At 63.2% G+C, this 15,493-nt stretch carries 17 protein-coding genes and 1 pseudogene; 5 read left to right on the top strand and 13 right to left on the bottom strand.

Annotation, left to right across the window (positions count from 1 at the left end):
- Nucleotides 1-54: 54 nt before the first annotated feature.
- The 9 genes from msrA to ACS5Q1_RS28835 all read right to left on the bottom strand — a co-directional run bounded on the left by msrA (nt 55) and on the right by ACS5Q1_RS28835 (nt 8,785).
- Nucleotides 55-804, bottom strand: coding sequence for a peptide-methionine (S)-S-oxide reductase MsrA (gene msrA / locus ACS5Q1_RS28875; protein WP_473101419.1), 750 nt, complete (start codon nt 802-804; stop codon nt 55-57).
- Between the two features lie 73 nt (nt 805-877).
- Entirely contained in the window at nt 878-1,654 is a 777-nt protein-coding gene (locus tag ACS5Q1_RS28870) for a molybdopterin-dependent oxidoreductase (RefSeq protein ID WP_473101418.1), read from the bottom strand.
- Nucleotides 1,644-2,468, bottom strand: coding sequence for a cytochrome b/b6 domain-containing protein (locus ACS5Q1_RS28865; RefSeq protein WP_473101417.1), 825 nt, complete (start codon nt 2,466-2,468; stop codon nt 1,644-1,646). Before ACS5Q1_RS28865 ends, ACS5Q1_RS28870 begins: the two co-directional genes overlap by 11 nt.
- 138 nt (nt 2,469-2,606) lie before the next feature.
- A complete protein-coding gene (locus ACS5Q1_RS28860; protein ID WP_473101416.1) occupies nt 2,607-3,431 on the bottom strand; it encodes a 3-hydroxybutyrate dehydrogenase in 825 nt (274 codons plus the stop codon).
- Nucleotides 3,432-3,564: 133 nt separating this feature from the next.
- On the bottom strand, nt 3,565-4,647 hold the full coding sequence (locus ACS5Q1_RS28855; RefSeq protein ID WP_473101415.1) for an alpha/beta fold hydrolase: 1,083 nt from the start codon (nt 4,645-4,647) through the stop codon (nt 3,565-3,567).
- Nucleotides 4,648-4,714: 67 nt separating this feature from the next.
- Entirely contained in the window at nt 4,715-5,977 is a 1,263-nt protein-coding gene (locus ACS5Q1_RS28850) for a patatin-like phospholipase family protein (protein ID WP_473101414.1), read from the bottom strand.
- Nucleotides 5,978-5,987: 10 nt separating this feature from the next.
- Nucleotides 5,988-6,812: a 3-hydroxybutyrate dehydrogenase gene (locus ACS5Q1_RS28845; protein ID WP_473101413.1), complete on the bottom strand. Its 825-nt coding sequence runs from the start codon at nt 6,810-6,812 to the stop codon at nt 5,988-5,990.
- A gap of 142 nt (nt 6,813-6,954) precedes the next feature.
- Nucleotides 6,955-8,217, bottom strand: a complete 1,263-nt coding sequence (locus ACS5Q1_RS28840; RefSeq protein ID WP_473101445.1) for an MFS transporter — start codon at nt 8,215-8,217, stop codon at nt 6,955-6,957.
- Nucleotides 8,218-8,293: 76 nt separating this feature from the next.
- Nucleotides 8,294-8,785, bottom strand: a complete 492-nt coding sequence (locus tag ACS5Q1_RS28835) for a cupin domain-containing protein (RefSeq protein ID WP_473101412.1) — start codon at nt 8,783-8,785, stop codon at nt 8,294-8,296.
- 234 nt (nt 8,786-9,019) lie between these two features.
- Between ACS5Q1_RS28835 and ACS5Q1_RS28830 the strand changes: the two genes are divergently transcribed.
- Nucleotides 9,020-9,976: a LysR family transcriptional regulator gene (locus ACS5Q1_RS28830; protein WP_473101411.1), complete on the top strand. Its 957-nt coding sequence runs from the start codon at nt 9,020-9,022 to the stop codon at nt 9,974-9,976.
- Between the two features lie 3 nt (nt 9,977-9,979).
- Here ACS5Q1_RS28830 and ACS5Q1_RS28825 read toward each other — a convergent pair whose 3' ends face one another.
- Together ACS5Q1_RS28825 and ACS5Q1_RS28820 are read right to left on the bottom strand one after the other, a co-directional pair.
- On the bottom strand, nt 9,980-11,305 hold the full coding sequence (locus ACS5Q1_RS28825; protein WP_473101410.1) for an NAD(P)/FAD-dependent oxidoreductase: 1,326 nt from the start codon (nt 11,303-11,305) through the stop codon (nt 9,980-9,982).
- Nucleotides 11,306-11,419: 114 nt separating this feature from the next.
- Complete coding sequence (locus ACS5Q1_RS28820) at nt 11,420-11,836, bottom strand: response regulator (protein ID WP_473101409.1); 417 nt, start codon at nt 11,834-11,836, stop codon at nt 11,420-11,422.
- A gap of 230 nt (nt 11,837-12,066) precedes the next feature.
- Between ACS5Q1_RS28820 and ACS5Q1_RS28815 the strand changes: the two are divergent.
- Nucleotides 12,067-12,644: pseudogene (locus ACS5Q1_RS28815) on the top strand (NADPH-dependent FMN reductase).
- A 225-nt stretch (nt 12,645-12,869) separates the two neighbouring features.
- Entirely contained in the window at nt 12,870-13,283 is a 414-nt protein-coding gene (locus ACS5Q1_RS28810) for a hypothetical protein (protein ID WP_473101408.1), read from the top strand.
- A 51-nt stretch (nt 13,284-13,334) separates the two neighbouring features.
- On the opposite strand, the gene ACS5Q1_RS28805 is transcribed toward ACS5Q1_RS28810, so the two are convergent.
- Complete coding sequence (locus ACS5Q1_RS28805; protein WP_473101407.1) at nt 13,335-14,000, bottom strand: HvfC/BufC family peptide modification chaperone; 666 nt, start codon at nt 13,998-14,000, stop codon at nt 13,335-13,337.
- A 331-nt stretch (nt 14,001-14,331) separates the two neighbouring features.
- On the opposite strand from ACS5Q1_RS28805, the gene ACS5Q1_RS28800 reads away from it, so the two are divergent.
- Both ACS5Q1_RS28800 and ACS5Q1_RS28795 read left to right on the top strand, forming a co-directional pair.
- Complete coding sequence (locus tag ACS5Q1_RS28800) at nt 14,332-14,826, top strand: DUF302 domain-containing protein (protein WP_473101406.1); 495 nt, start codon at nt 14,332-14,334, stop codon at nt 14,824-14,826.
- Nucleotides 14,827-14,829: 3 nt separating this feature from the next.
- Nucleotides 14,830-15,084, top strand: a complete 255-nt coding sequence (locus ACS5Q1_RS28795) for a methyltransferase domain-containing protein (RefSeq protein WP_473101405.1) — start codon at nt 14,830-14,832, stop codon at nt 15,082-15,084.
- A gap of 116 nt (nt 15,085-15,200) precedes the next feature.
- On the opposite strand, the gene ACS5Q1_RS28790 is transcribed toward ACS5Q1_RS28795, so the two are convergent.
- The coding region (locus tag ACS5Q1_RS28790; protein WP_473101404.1) for a transposase at nt 15,201-15,493 on the bottom strand (293 nt) is incomplete at its 5' end.

The following is a 15,493-nucleotide window of genomic DNA, read 5'->3' as shown; positions in this document are numbered from 1 at the left end:
GTCACTGGCCGACATGGGTCACCTGGCCCGGCCTGACGTCCTTGCCACTGCTCCTCATGCTCCCGATTTTGTAACCAGAACGGGGGTTTCGCGATAAAGGTCCGGAAACAGCTGCTTCAGATCGGCGACCTTCGGGAGATCGTTGATGACGATGTACGGATAGCGAGGGTGCAGAGTCAGAAAGTCCTGATGGTAGGCTTCTGCCGGATAGAACCCGGTCAGCCGGTCCGCCGTGGTGACGAGCGGCTTTGGAAACACCCGGGCCCGATTCAGCTGATCGATGTAAACCCGTGCGACCTCGAGCTGGGCGTCGTTTGCTGCGAAGATCGCGGAGCGATATTGTGATCCGACATCGGGCCCCTGCCGATTGAGCTCCGTCGGATCATGAACCACCGAGAAGTAGATCTGCAGGATCCGGCCCAAACTGACCTGGTGAGGATCGAACGTCACTTTGACGGACTCCGCATGGCCGGTCTGGCCCGCGCTGACGGTCTCGTATTGCGCGGTGTCCGCAGTTCCGCCGGAATAGCCGGAGACGGCGCTCGTCACGCCTTTCACATGCTGGAACACGCCCTGGACGCCCCAGAAGCAGCCGCCCGCCAGGACGACGGTTTCGGAATTCGCGCCGAGTGGCTCATCAATGGACGGTGGTGGGATGATGACCGCGGCATTGGCGGACAGATCCACTAAGTGCCAGAACCCGAATCCGACGACGGCAGCCACCAGAGCCGGCCCACCGATTGTCTGCTTCAGATGCCGATGAAGAGCTGTAGCGAGCCTGTTGACACTTGCGTTCGATGACATTGCTTGCTCCTTCAAAACCCGAAACGCGGCAGGTCCAACCGGCGGTGTTTGCCGAAATGACAAAGAAAGCCAGTCAGATGCCTGCGTACCATTCATAGCCGCGGTCTTCCCAGAAGCCGCCGCGGCCAAGACCGATCCCAGCAAGGCTCTCCACTAGCTCGATCCTCATGATGTACTTGGCCATCTTATAGCCGAGCTGACGCTCCACCCGCAGCCGCAGCGGCGCCCCATGCGGGACCGGGAGCGGATGGCCATTCATGTCGTAGGCCAGGATCGTCTGCGGGTGATAGGCATCCTCGAAGCCGATGCTTTCGTAATACTGCCCATTGACACCTGCCCCCAGCTCCAGCGTGTCGGCGCAGCGGAAGACGACATAGCGTGCCCGGGCCTGCACCCCGGCCTGTTCCAGCACATGCGCCAGCGGGACGCCTGTCCATTTGCCGATGCAGCTCCAGCCTTCGACGCAGTCATGCCGCGTGATCTGCGTGCGCGAGGGCATCGCCCGGAGCTCAGCGAGAGAGAGCTGTTGCGGGCGCTCGACCAATCCGTCGACCTGCAGCCGCCAATCGGCGAAGCCTTTCTCGGCGAGGGCCTGATAGTCGAAGTCATCGACCGAGGTCGAGCCGTTGGCCCTGAACACCGGCGAGAGATCCGCTTCCGTGTATTCGCGGGCAAGCGAGCCCGAGCCCAGCAAAAACCGTTGCGCCCGCGAAGTGGCGCGCTCGGCGCTTTCCAGGATCTGCCGGAACCAGGGCGTTTCGGACAGGCGATCGCAGCCACCGAGCGCCAGCGTTCCCGCCAACGCGGCGCTCCGTTTGAGAAAGCTGCGTCGCTCAGGATCAGGTTGCATGAGTGCCTCCCGGGAGGACGTAGGTTCCGGTGATCATCGAGCGCAGGTTGTTCCAGGCCCCCGACAGCAGGACCATCGCAACATGCACGACGACGAAGAGCACCAGCCCGGATGCGGCCAGGAAGTGGATCGTGCGGGCGGATTGCCGTCCGCCGAAGAGGGTGAGGAGCTCCGGAACGGCGGCGTTTATTCCGGGCGACATGGTCAGGCCGGTGAGTACCACCAGCGGCAGCAGCACAAGGGCGACGGCCAGATAGGCCAGCTTCTGGAGCACGTTGTAGTGCCGGGCCTCGTCACCGCGCGGGAACCGCAGGAGCAGGTGCTCCCGGATCGTATGTCCGATCTTCCTGAACTGCAGGCGGGTCGGCAGGAGATCGCGGCGCAGATGGCCGCTGGCGAGACCGTAAAGGAGATACACGCCGCCGTTGAAAACGAGCAGCCAGGCGAAGAAGAAGTGCCACCGCCTTCCAGTCGACAGATCCTGATAGGTCGGAATCGTCATCCAGGATGGGAAACCGCGCGCCCAAACCTGTCCTCCGGGCCCGGTTGAGGCGCCGAGGAAGCCCGTGGTGTCGAACGCATGTCCGAAGATCTGCGTGACACCTTTGATCCCGGCCTCATCGCTGTTGGTTGCCGTCAAGGCCAGGAAAGGGTGATCGAAGGCAGAGGCTTGGCCCCAGTAGAGCGCTGGATGAGCATTGAAGATCTGGAGGCCACTCATCAGCAGGATCAGCAGGCAGACGGCATTGATCCAATGGGTCACGCGGACCGCGATGGAGTGCCGGCGGATGGAAGCCGTGGGTTGCTCGACCATGGTCGTCTCCCGTTGCGATGGCTCCATGCGATGGCCACGGTACACCCAATCCCCATGCGCTGATGCACAGGCCTCAACACGATTGTGTGACCGTGATGCTCCATGGTGCCGATACCCAGTGCCCGTCGGTTTGTCGCCTCAATGGGCGGTCCAGCCACCGTCGATCGGCAGGGCCGCACCCGTGATCGAAGCGGCGGCATCACTCGCCAGGAAGGTGGCGAGAGCCCCGATTTCCTCGACCATGGCGAAGCGCTTGTTCGGCTGCTCCGCCAGCAGGATGTTCCGGATCACCTCTTCGCGCGGACGGCCATGCGTTTTCGCCTGCTCCGCGATGTGCGCCTCGGCGAGCGGCGTCCAGACGTTCCCGGGGCAAATCGCATTGCAGGTGATGTTGTCCTCTGCCGTCTCCAAGGCGACCACCTTGGTCAGGCCCACGATCCCGTGCTTGGCCGCCGCGTAGGCGGATGTGAGAGGTGCGCCCACGAGCGCAAGGGCTGAGGCGATGTTGATGATGCGGCCCCCGCCTTGCCGGCGCATGGCCGGCAGGGCGAGACGGATGGTGTGAAAGGCGGACGACAGATTGATCGCCAGGACCGTATCCCACTTGTCGATCGGAACCTGATCGATCGGGCCAACGTGGAAGATCCCGGCGTTGTTGACCACGATGTCCAGGCGACCGAACGTCTCGAGGGCCAAGGTCACCATCCCGGCAATCTCGTCCGGCCTGGTCATGTCGGCGGCAGAGTAGATGGCTCTGGTGCCAGTCTCACGCTGCAGGCTTTCAACGGTGTCATTGATCTTGTCCGCCTTGCCGAAGCCGTTGAGAACCACCGACGCTCCGACAGAGGCAAATGAGCGTGCAACGCCAAGGCCAATCCCGCTGGTCGAGCCGGTGATCAGCGCCACCTTATTGTCCAGCATTCCCCTCGTGGCCATGATGGGACGGGAGACTTCAATGTCCATGACCGTTCTCCTGCGGCAGCTTGGTCAGTTCCAACCTTTTCAGGTTGATAATGAGCAGGCGACGTCGCGAACGGAAATGCCGTCCGGCTTTCATCTCGATAGCTGGCTGCTATGCAGACCTCGGTGTGTCCAACTATGGACTCAGCGTCTGCATGTGCCCCGCGATCTGTGGCCACTCGTGCTGCAGCGTCCGGGCCCCCATGAACAACGACAGGTGACCACAAGGTGCGACGGCTGTCCGGATCTGTCGCTCGGGAGTGCCGACCCGGTCTCGAACCGACAGCAGCTGAGGCGCAGGCGTGACATCATCATCCCGACCAGCCAGAAGAAACAGCGGCGCTTTGACGGCGGAGAGGTCAAGGAGCTGGCCAAGTGCCCGAAACTCGCCCTTGGCCAGCTCATTACGTCGGAACAACTGTTCCACGACTTGGAGGTAGAAGGCCCCTGGCAGATTGATCGGGCACTGATGCCAGTGCCGATAGCGCTCAACCAAATCTTCGCAGATGTCCGCACCAACCTGCAGGACCTGCTGCGTTGTCGGACGATCAGGTGGGGCGGCGCCCCACACCCCCAGCATACGAGAGCCCAGGATCAGCCCGTCGCCAGAATGAACCAGACCTTCGAGGATCGTCGGGGCGGTCGCCCGTGTGCCTGCAACCAGGTGTGATGGCGCAGCGTCAAGGTCGATCGGCGAGCCCACCAGAACAAGACTACGGATCATCTGCGGGAACCGTGCTGCGAGCATCAGCGACAGCCATCCACCCTGACACAGCCCGATCAGGTTCACCTGTCCCCCAAGGTCCTGCACTACCACCAACAAGTCGGCCAGATAACTGTCGATTGAGAGGAAGCGCATTGATGTCGTTGCCGATTTGCTCTCGACGAGACACACCTGGGCCAACCCCTCCCGCAGCAGGCTTTCGATCAGGCTGTGCCCTGGAGCGAGATCAGACAAGGTGGCGCCGTGCAGCGCGAAGGGCGCCACGACCAGCGTGGGCAAGCCTCCCGGTTCATGCGAGAATTCACGGACCCGGACAGTGGGCAAGTCCAGACGGACCCGGTTCGGGGTTGTCCAATCCGGCTCCGGTCCGATGGACTCGACAGGGCTCGCGCCGATGAGGGCCTGCCGGACAGCGTTCAGGGCAACCTCGCCCGCGCAGGTAGCCGCCACAACCGGCCACAGCCATGGGTTCCACAGGGGAGGCTCAGCCTTCATGGCCACATGCCTTTGCGGAGTGGTCGAGCCAATCGGTTCCGACCATCAGCTCCCTTTTGACTGCTTTTCAGGCCGCTGTCATCATCATGCCGGGCCGAGCCTCGTGCAGGATGAAGCCCTCCACCGGATCGAAGTCGCCCGACCACGGCGCCAGCTCCAGAACCCGGCTGGTGTCGGCATAGCCCGCCTCCCAGCGGCGGCGGATGCCGCGCGGACTGAAGTCGATGTCCTTGGTGTGGTCATCCCCCTCGAACGGCGGCGCCAGCAAGCGGACGACATGCATGCGAGTCAGGCAGCCGTAAGCCGCCAGCTCCCGCACAGCCGCCGTCTTCTGCTCCTTGTCCGGTAGCCGGCGCACGAGCTCGGCGATGACGTGGCGCAGCCGGTGAATCTGCTTCTGCCGGGCGATGTGGCTGACCGCGCGGCTAGAGTACTGGATGTCCTTCTGCCGGCTCATCACCTGCCAGATCGTGTCTGGCTCGGGTCCTTGCGGGTTCCAGATATGGACCGCGAAGATGACCGAATTCTTCCGCGGGTTGTCATCGAAGACGGCTTCAACCGGCGTGTTCGACAGGATGCCGCCGTCCCAGTAGAGATCGCCATCGATCCGAATGGCCGGGAAGGCCGGGGGCAAGGCACCGGACGCCATCACGTGCCGGATATCGAGATCCATGTCGCGGCTGTCGAAGTAACGCATCTCACTGGTGCGCACGTTGGCGACTCCAACCGTGAGACGCGTCTCCCTGCCGTTGATCCGGTCGAAATCGACCAACTCCGACAGGGTTCGGGCCAGCGGCGAGGTATCGTAATAGCCGGCGGTTTCCGATCCCAAGGGCATCTGGAGGCCCAGAAAAGCCGGCAGGTTCGGCCTGAAGAAGGCCGGAATGCCTTGGGTGATCGTCGTCAGGTTCGTGGCCAGCGGCCCCACGAGAGGCCAGGCGCCCAGGAGCTCCAGCCAGGGGCTGTGCTGCATGCGGCTCCAGAACTCCTGAAGCCGCTCCATGCGGTCCTCCGGGGCATTGCCGGCGATCAGGCTGGCATTGATCGCTCCGATCGAGGTGCCGATCACCCAGTCGGGCTCGACCCCAGCCTCATGCAGGGTCTGATAGGCACCGATCTGGTACGCCCCGAGTGCACCGCCGCCCTGGAGCACGAGGACGATCTGGCCGAGTTCCTTCGGGATGCGTCGCGGGCGGGCCGGTACGATGTTCGGGAGCCGCTGCTCGGTGATCGCGTCAGGGGGCGTTCCCGCCCGCTCGAGTTCGCTGATCACGGCTTCGTCGGAACCCTTGTCCGTCCTGAAGGTCTCAGGTGTGACATGCTTGAGCATGATGTCCTCCTCAATGGGCAGTCCAGCCGCCGTCGACCGGCAGGGCGGCGCCCGTGATGGAGGCGGCTGCATCACTGGCCAGGAAGGTGGCGAAGGCCCCGATCTCCTCAACGGTGGCGAACCGCTTGTTGGGCTGCTGCGCCAGCAGCACGTCGCGGATGACCTGTTCGCGCGGAATGCCGTGGGACTTGGCCTGGCCCTCGATCTGAGCCTCGACGAGCGGGGTGAAGACATAACCTGGGCAGATGGCGTTGCAGGTGATGTTCTGTTCCGCCGTCTCGAGCGCGACTACTTTGGTCAATCCCACGATCCCGTGCTTTGCCGCCACATAGGCGGCCTTGAACGGGGAGGCGACGAGCGCGTGCGCCGAGGCGATGTTGATGATGCGGCCGCCGCCCTGGCGCCGCATGGCGGGAAGGGCGAGACGGATGGTGTGGAAGGCGGAGGAGAGATTGATGGCGAGGACCGCATCCCATTTCTCGATCGGGAACTCGTCGATCGGGCTGACATGCTGGATGCCGGCGTTGTTCACGAGGATATCCAACCGACCGAAGCTCTCCAGGGCAAGATTGACCATTCCGGCGATCTCGTCCGGCTTGGTCATATCGGCGGCCGAATAGACGGCTTTGCTGCCTGTCTCATTCTGCAGGCTTTCGAGGGTAGTGTTGATCTCCTCGGGCTTGCCGAAGCCGTTGAGAACAACGGCGGCGCCGGCAAGGGCGAAGGAGCGGGCAATCCCGAGCCCGATCCCGCTGGTGGAACCGGTGACAATGGCGACCTTGCCGTCCAGGGCTCTCGCGGAGCCGGTCGCTGGTTGGGTGAGGGCGACGTTCATGATGGTCCTCCTGCAGGGTTGTCGTGATACGTTCCGGTGGCTGGTATCCGGCCCTCCGACGATGGCAGCGAGAGGCTCGGATCTGAAATGCCGGCTCGCTGTCGTATTGATAGAGACTCGCTATCGAGCCTCCCGCCTGCGCCTATTGGACCGCGGCCGGAGACGGGGGTGGAACATTGCGCCTTGCCTCGGGCACAGGCCCCTCGGACGCAGGTCGCAGCTGGATCGCAAGGAGTGCTGCCGCCAAGAGCGAGAGCCCGACGCCCGCGACGCAGGCCGCCCAGCCGTACCGGTCGAAAACCTGGCCCAGGATCGCACTGCCGACCAGCCCGCCCGAGAAGTAGGAGGCGAGGTAGAGGCCGCTCGCAGAGCCCCGGTCCGTCGTGGCCGCATGGCTGACGAACCCTGTGGCGGTTGCCTGGGCAAAGAAGGTGCCCACGCCCACCAGCATCAGGCCGATCAGGATTGCAGAAAGGCTGGGCACCACCAGGAGGGGCAGACCGAGTCCGGCAACAGCCAGCGATCCCCAGAAAGTGGGCCGGGTCCCGAACCGCTGCACTGTGCGGCCGGCCAACAGGGTGGTGATGATGGAAGGCGCAAAGACGAAGTAGACGAACCCGAGGCTCATCTGGCCGATCGCGATCGGCTCGCGGACCAGCACGAAGTTCACGTAAGTGAAGGTGCCGATGAAGGCGAACAGGATGCAGAAGCCGATCGCGAAGCTGGGGCGCAGGAGCGGGTTGCGCAGATGCTCGGCCCAGACGGAGAACGGTGACCGGTCGGGCTCGCCCTGATCCATCATCATCGCGGATTGCGTGAGCCAGACATAGGCGATCACGGCGCCGAGCAGGTTGAGGCCCGCCAGGGAGAGGAAGGTCGCTGGCAAGCCGAGATGGTCGGCAAGCCCCGCCGCCAGAAGCCGGCCGAAGAGGTTGCTGGCGACGTTGCCCGTGATGTAAGCCGCGAAGGCGCCGCCGGCGTCCATGGCGCTGCAATGCTCGCCGAGATAGGCGAGGGTGAGCGTGAAGGCGGACGCCATGCACAGCCCCTGGGCGATCCGCAGCACCGTGAAGGTCGTGAGATTGGGGGCGCCCGCCAGCAGGGCCGTCGGGATCGCCAGCACCGTGAGGCTGATCAGGATGCCGCGCCTGCGGTCGATCCGGTGGCTGAAATAAGCGACGCCCAAGCAGGCGACGGCCATGCCCATGGTCGTCGCGTTCACGGCAAAGCCCATCGCGGCGGGCGTCACGCCGTAGCTTTGGGCCAATGCCGGCAGGATGGCTTGCGTCCCGAATAGATCAACCACCGTCAGGAAGGCAATCAGGCCGATCAGAAGGGTTCGTTCGACCGTGCCGGCATGGTGTCCATGCATCGGCATGGCTTGGTCTTGGCTGGACGCTGTCATCATCGTCTCCTGTCGCAGGAGGGTGGTCTGGTGCTCGGTCCGACAGGCCGAGCACCAGCCGAAGCAGCCGGACCCGTCACATCATGTGTGGGTCCGCCATGTTGTGGAACACGTCGGAGGACAGCAGCACGACCGGGGCCTTGCCGGTGTTCTTCCACCAGTGCTGAACCCCGCTCTTCTCGACCGAAACCTCGCCGGCCTTGTGCACGATCGGCACGGAGCAGTTGCTGGCGTATTCCTCGATCGTGCCTGAGACGATGTAGATCAGGGCCGGGCGGTCCTCGTGGCTGTGCCAAGGCACGACGCCGCCGGGCTGGATCACCAGCTTCCGGGTCCGCAACTGGTGATCGGTCAGGTTCACCTTCTCCTTGGACAGGTCGACTGACGCCAGGACCGTGTCCGTGACGCCTTTGGGCTGTGTTTCGCCCTGTGTGCGGACTCCGGGACTGACCTTGTCCGCGGGGCATTCGCCGGCACTTGCGGGTACGGCCAGGACAGCACCCGTCAGGAGAGCAGCCGCACAAAGTCCCTGCCGGAGCATAAAGGAGCCTCGAATTGAGTTCAGCATATCCATGTCTCCTCTGTTCCGCTGCGCCCAGATGGAGGCACCCAAGTGGAGCCAGCGCGATGCGGTAGCGTCATGATCGGTCAGGCCAGGAGAGATTGGAAATGCCGAGTGAGCCTCGATTCCATAGCGAGAAGCTATCACCGCGGCGGACCGATCCGCGGTAGTCTGAGAATGACATCGCATGCAGGTCGTACCGGCATCGGTGGCACCGATCAGCCCATGGGGAGGATCCCAATGGAGATGCACCAGATCCGGTACTTCCTCGCCGTTTGCGAAGATCTCAATTTCACGCGGGCGGCCGAGCGCTGCAATGTCGCGCAGCCCTCCCTCACCCGAGCGATCAAGCTGCTCGAGGAGGAACTTGGGGGCGTCCTGTTCCATCGCGAGCGGAACAACACCCACCTGTCGGAGCTGGGGCGCATGGTGAAGCCGCATCTCGAGCAGGTCTATGCCCAGACAGAGGCAGCCAAACGGCAGGCTTTCGACTTCGCCAAACTGAAGAAAACCAGGCTGAGGCTCGGGGTGATGTGCACGATCCAGCCAGATGAACTCATTGACCTGGTCAGCGGTCTGCAGTTGCGGCACCCGGGAATTGAGCTTGAGGTGGTCGACGCCAGCGCGGCTCAGCTGGAGAGCCGGCTCCTGAACGGGGACCTTGAGGTGGCGATCTACTGCATCCCAGGGCAGGAGCCGGATGAGCGCCTGCATTACATGCCGCTGTTCCGGGAACAGTTCATGATTGTGGTGTCGCCCGATCACCCTTTAGCGCAGCGCAACACCATCCGCCCACGCGACCTCACGGGTGATCGCTATCTCAACCGGGTTAACTGCGAGTTCTACTGCTATGCCGGGGCGCTCTGGCGCGAGCATGGGTTCGAGGGCTGCGAAACTGTGTACCGGAGCGAAAGGGACGACTGGATTCTGGCTATGATCGCAGCCGGTCTCGGCTTTGGCTTCATGACGCAGAGCTGCGCCAAGCACCCTCTCGTGGTCTGCCGTCCCATGGTCGATCCCGAGTTCTGGCGCGAGGTGAACCTCGTCACTGTCCGCGGGCGTCCGCATTCACCCGCGGTGGGCGCCTTGGTCAAAGAGGCGATGCAGGCCCGTTGGCTCGGCCAACCCGCGATTGCAGCAAGTGTCGAGAAGAAGCGGATAGCTGTCGAGCAGCCATCCCTTGAGCTGGCCCAGTAAGAGCTATGCCGCTCCCTTCAGACATTCCCTCGTGACCTCGGCACCCTGAGCGCCAGTCTCGGGCTTCGGATCGGGACCCGTAATGAGGCGTGCGCCGCGCTGGAAGCTCACATAGGTCCAAGCCCAGTTCATCGCCACGACCAGCCGGTTGCGGAAGCCGATCAGGAAGTAGATATGGGCCAAGCTCCAGAGCCACCACGCCAGATAGCCGCTAAGGCGAAGCCGACGGAACTGCACCACCGCCTTCTTCCGGCCGATGGTGGCGAGCGATCCCGGGTCGCGGTAGCGGAAGGGCGGGAGATCGCCGCCGGAAACGCGCGTCCGGATCAGATTGGCGACATACTTGCCCTCCTGCTTCGCCACAGGGGCGACACCGGGGAGAGGCTTGCCGTCCATGTCGAGCACGTGGGCGGTATCCCCGATGACGAAGATGTTTGGATGCCCCGGGACGCTGAGGTCCGGCGCGACTTTGACCCGGCCAGCCCGGTCGGCCTCGGCCTTGAGCCACTGATCTGCCTGTGAGGCCTGCACGCCCGCGGCCCAGACAATGGTGCTGGCCTCGATCCGCGTGTCTCCAAGCATCACACCCGCCTCATCACAGCCTGTCACCATCGTGGAGACGCGGACTTCGACCCCCAGGTCTTCCAGGGAACGCCTTGCGGCCTCGGAGAGATGCTCCTCAAAGACCGGGAGGAGGCGAGGACCCGCCTCGATCAGGACGATGCGGGCGTGTGCCGGATCGATCGAGCGGAAGTCGGCTGCAAGAGCCTTGCGGGCCAGTTCGGCGATGGCCCCCGCAACCTCCACCCCTGTCGCGCCGCCACCGATCACCACAAACGTGAGAAGGCGACTGCGCTCCTCCGGGTCTGCTTCAAATTCGGCCTTCTCGAAGGCCAGTAAGATTTTCCGGCGCAGGCTCGTGGCATCGTCGATCGTCTTAACTCCTTTCGCAAACGCTTCCCACTCATCGTGGCCGAAGTAGGCGTGCCGGGCGCCGGTCGCGAGAACGAGATAGTCGAACGGAATCCGACGGTCTCCCGCCATCACCTCTCCAGACCTCGTGTCGATGCCCGTCACTTTTGCCAGCATCACGGAGGAATTCCGCTGTCCGTTGAGGATCGTGCGGATCGGCGACGCAATATCAGCCGGTGAGAGGGCGGCCGTCGCCACCTGATAGAGCAGGGGCTGGAACAGGTGGTAATTGTGCTGATCGATGATCGTCAGGTCGACTGGCGCCTTGGCCAGATCCTTCGCCACCGTCAGACCGCCGAAGCCTGCGCCAACGATCACGACACGAGCCCGTTTGGGGGCATTGGAGAGTTCCGTCATGGGATCCTCCTGAGGAAACGACGACGATTGTCTCAGGCGGCTTTGGGAAGCAGAAATATCACCTCTCTATGAGCTCCATGCCGAATGGCTATCGCCCCCACTCCGAATGTGGCATCAGGCTGCACGCCGCTGCTGGCGCGAGTTAGTATCGGCAGCGATTGGCAGGCTCCTGTGCATGTTGATATGACGGCGGAGGACCTCCATCACCGCGGCCGGTGTGGGTTGAGCCAGGATCATGTCGCCGGTACGGGATGACCGGGCCTGCGGAGCCGCGATGATGACGGCACGGTCAGAATAGGTTTCATGGTATTCATCGGCCAGGATCCAGCCGTCGATCAGACTGGGGAGGATCGCCCGGGTGTAGAGCCAGCCGATGGGCCGCTGCCAATCCCGCAGCATGAAAAAGGCCTGCTCGCCGCTCTCGGCCGTAACCACATTGTGCCCTGCAGCCCGGAGCCACTTCACGAGGGCCTCCCGGAACATCGGATTGTCGTCGACGATGAGAATGCGCTCGTGCTCGTTGGTGCTCATGATGGCCTCTTGGTACCAGCGTCCGCCGGTCAAGTCCGGAAGCGTCGGATACGAGCATGATGACAGGCGTGGTGCACGAGCTGAAATGCCCGTTATCTGTCATGTCGATAGAAACTGGGTATGAGCGGTTTCGGCAGCAGACGGGTAGGATGTCTCTCGTGAGACCAATCATGCGGCGGATAGGGCACGCGGTGCCATCACAGCCCTGCTTTAATCGCCAGGAGGACGAAATGGCTCTTCTCATACCCGTGATCCTGGGCTCGGTCCGCTCCGACCGCCAAGGGATAAAGGCCGCACGCTTCATCGTTCGTCATCTGGAGAGCCGAGGGGCAGTGGCGCCCCTGGTGGATCCGGTCGAACTGAAGCTGCCGCTGCTCGACCGCATGTACAAGGAATATCCCAAGGGAGAGGCCCCGAGACTCTCGAGCGTCTTGCTGAACTCTTCCGACGCGCGGATGCTTTCGTGGTCGTGTCCGGAGAGTACAACCATAGCATTCCACCGGGCCTGTCGAACACGCTGGATCACTTCCTGGAGGGGTATTTCTGGCGGCCCTCCGCCATCGTCTGCTACTCGGGCGGGCGCTTCGGCGGCGTCAGGGCCGCGATGCAGCTGCGGGCGATGCTCTGCGAGCTCGGCACCCCCAGCATCCCATCCCTGCTGCCGATCCCCGAGATCGGTACGGCGCTTACAGACGAAGGACATGCAGGAGCACCGTGGCTGGAAAAGGCCGCCGGCCGCTTCGTCGACGAGTTGGTGTGGTACGCCGAGGCCCTGCGGCGCCAGCGTGCTGAAGGCACGCCGTATTGACGCTTCCTACCGACCGTGCGGCGTGCGGAGGCGGTGGACCACTAGACAGGAGTGAGGAGGGCCGTAGGACCATTGGCGCACCCCTGTTTCCTGTGCCACCAGGGAATAGGCGTGCCGTCAGAATGTTGCCGACCCCTTGCCTGCTGGATCTCAATACCCGTTTGGGAGTTGCTACGCTCCTTGCCATCACGTGCCGGCTGCACGTTTCTCCTCGGAGCCAGCAAGTTGAGCTATTGTGCCTTCGACAGGATTGTGCCCGTCTTCATGGAGGACATCATGGCGACGATTGCGGAGCAGGTCTGCGCACAACTCGACAGCCGATTGAATACCGCCGAGGCTGCCGTCGCGGCCGACACTGGCTCATCACCGGTGCTTGCGGGCGTCCTTGCAGAATTCCGGCGGAAATTCGCGAAAACGCGTCCGGCCGTGGAAGGCGATCCAGGCCCCGACCAGCGCGAGGCCGTGATCGAACTCGAGCAGGCGGCCGACAGCACCAAATGGGCCGCCCTGGCCGACACGGGTGCCTCCGAGCAGACGAAACTGGCGGTGGTGTCCGCACATGATGCGATCTGCTGGTTCAAGGCAACCGGCGGCCTTCTCGATCGCGAGCATGTCGAACCCGATCCGCTCGCCGGATAGAAACGCACGATAACACCCGCAAAAATATGAACGAGACTGTATCTCGTTCATTCATGATTGTAGGCTGAGTCCGACGATCAGGTGATGGCTGAGAAGCACGCTCAGGCTCGTGACGAGATCAAACCCTGGGTCGGCCAAGGCAGCTTGGTCTGCCGCCTCTCTGAGCGTCGCCTTGCTCATCAAAAGCTGGATGAAAATCGCGCCGCCGGGTGGCAGCCGATGGATCTCAGTCTCAAGATCCCGACGGGCGACCAGGGCATCTTCCGGTATTGAGTTCCGGACGACGCCCTGCGGCTCGGCGACGTATGCCTCCCAGATCGTCACGATAGAATAGGCGGATCTGACGACCTGGACGGAGGGATGGAGAACGGCCAGGCACTGCTCCCAGGCACGAGGGGCGTAAGCGGCAAGCTCGCGAACAGTCAGAGGGTTGGCATCAGCCGCATGAGAGGCACGGGTCCATGCGGCCTCAAGACGTGCCATGTCGCCGAGATACGGCACCGGCCGAGCGGGCGGGAAGGTATCGATGAAATCACCGAAGTCGGCGCCGTGTGTCATCTGCACGGGAGAACGGGGCGACGCCAACTCGATGAAGGCGTGTGCCATGGCCCGGAAGATCTCATCTCCCGCAAGCGCTCGGGTGACCGGAAACCGGGTTGCCAGCGCCTCGACGAGGCTGACGAGGTCGCAGCGCATGACGGAAGCTGAAGATCCCACGCCTCCCTCCATTCCGTTCCGGCAGTTGGGAGCGGACGGTCGCCTCGGTCCCTGCTTGCGCTGCCGGTTGGGACATGATCTCGGAAATGGCCGGGCTGGTGAAATACCGTTGAGCAATCGAGCCGATAGCGGGCAGCTATGACGGCAGCATGGTTGACTGCAGGCGAGGCTTCACCTCCTTCGTCTTGGACGCTGACCCCGTTGTCGGGAGACGATAGCCGATGGGTATCGATTTGGGAGCCACTCGGTATTTCAATAGGCAGGCTGCCTTCGTCATGATGCTGCCATGGCTCACGCGCGGTGCGTGAGCGGCAACCCGGAGGAGTGCCCGATGGCTACCCGCATTGCAGGTTTGTGTGCCGCTGCCCTGATCCCCTTCGCGCTCGCTTTTTCGCCCGTAACAACCAGGGCGGAGGATCCTGGCCGGCAGATGTTCGAGAACGGCATCGTGCGCGTGAAAAGCGCCTATCCGTTCAATGAAACCATCGATCGGATCAAGCAGGACGTCGCCGCAAAGGGCATTATGTTCTTCTTCGCCATCGACCAGTCGAAGCTTGCTTCTGACGCAGGAATCCAACTGAGACCCTCGACCCTTCTGGTGTTCGGCAATCCGGCGCTTGGGTCACAGTTCATCACCTCGAACCCGAATGCAGGCATTGACTGGCCGGTGCGTCTGCTCGTCTCAGAGGACGAGAACGGCACAGTATGGGCGGTCTATAACGATTTCCAGTACATCGCCCGCCGGCATGGCATCACGGATCGGGATGCCGCTTTCCAGAAGGCATCCGAGGTGATTACGTCCGTCACCTCGAGCGTTGCAAAGTGAGGTATGGCCGACGTGGTCTGGAGCGCGCTGTCGCTCCACCACAGCCGCCATCAGGCCAAGAAGGCTGTGGTGGGCGAGATCCGGCGCATCCTGGTGCCGGGCGGGGTGTTCCTGCTCTACGAGAACACTATGAGGGGCGGCGAGGGCCGAGACGAGTGGCTGGCCCGCTGGGATCTCCAGCGCTCGGCTTGGGCGGCCTACGACGATGCGAACTGGGAAACGGTGCGGGATCATGTGCGGGCCGTTCGCCGAAAGTGAAGGGGCCTCTCTTATGTGCCGCTATCGGCCGTCTCGGCGGCTAGGCGCCCACGCAAACGCGGTGCGGCAAAGTCGGGGCCAGCGCAAGATCTGTGTCCAATGATACGTCGGCATTATCAACCAAACACAGCTACCTTCGAGAGAAGGTCGATCCCGCCGTCCTTCGATCGGCGCATCTCGCGTCCAATTGCGGAGCGAAAAACGGCTGGAAGTTGGAGCGCAGGCGGTATTCTCGCCCACAACGTCTTGGTCACCGGCCGTCCTTTGCGTGTGCGTCGGGGCGCTTGGCCTGTGACGACACGCTGCGACCAGCGAAAGCCGATCTCATTGAAGTACAGATCCGCGTGATGCGGGCTGATGTGATGGAACACACCCGAGACGGTGCGGCGGATGCGATCGTTGAAGCCCT

This window comes from Microvirga sp. GN3 (assembly GCF_055792825.1).
Note: the sequence above shows the minus strand (reverse complement) of the source record. Positions and strands in the feature narration are given on the sequence as shown.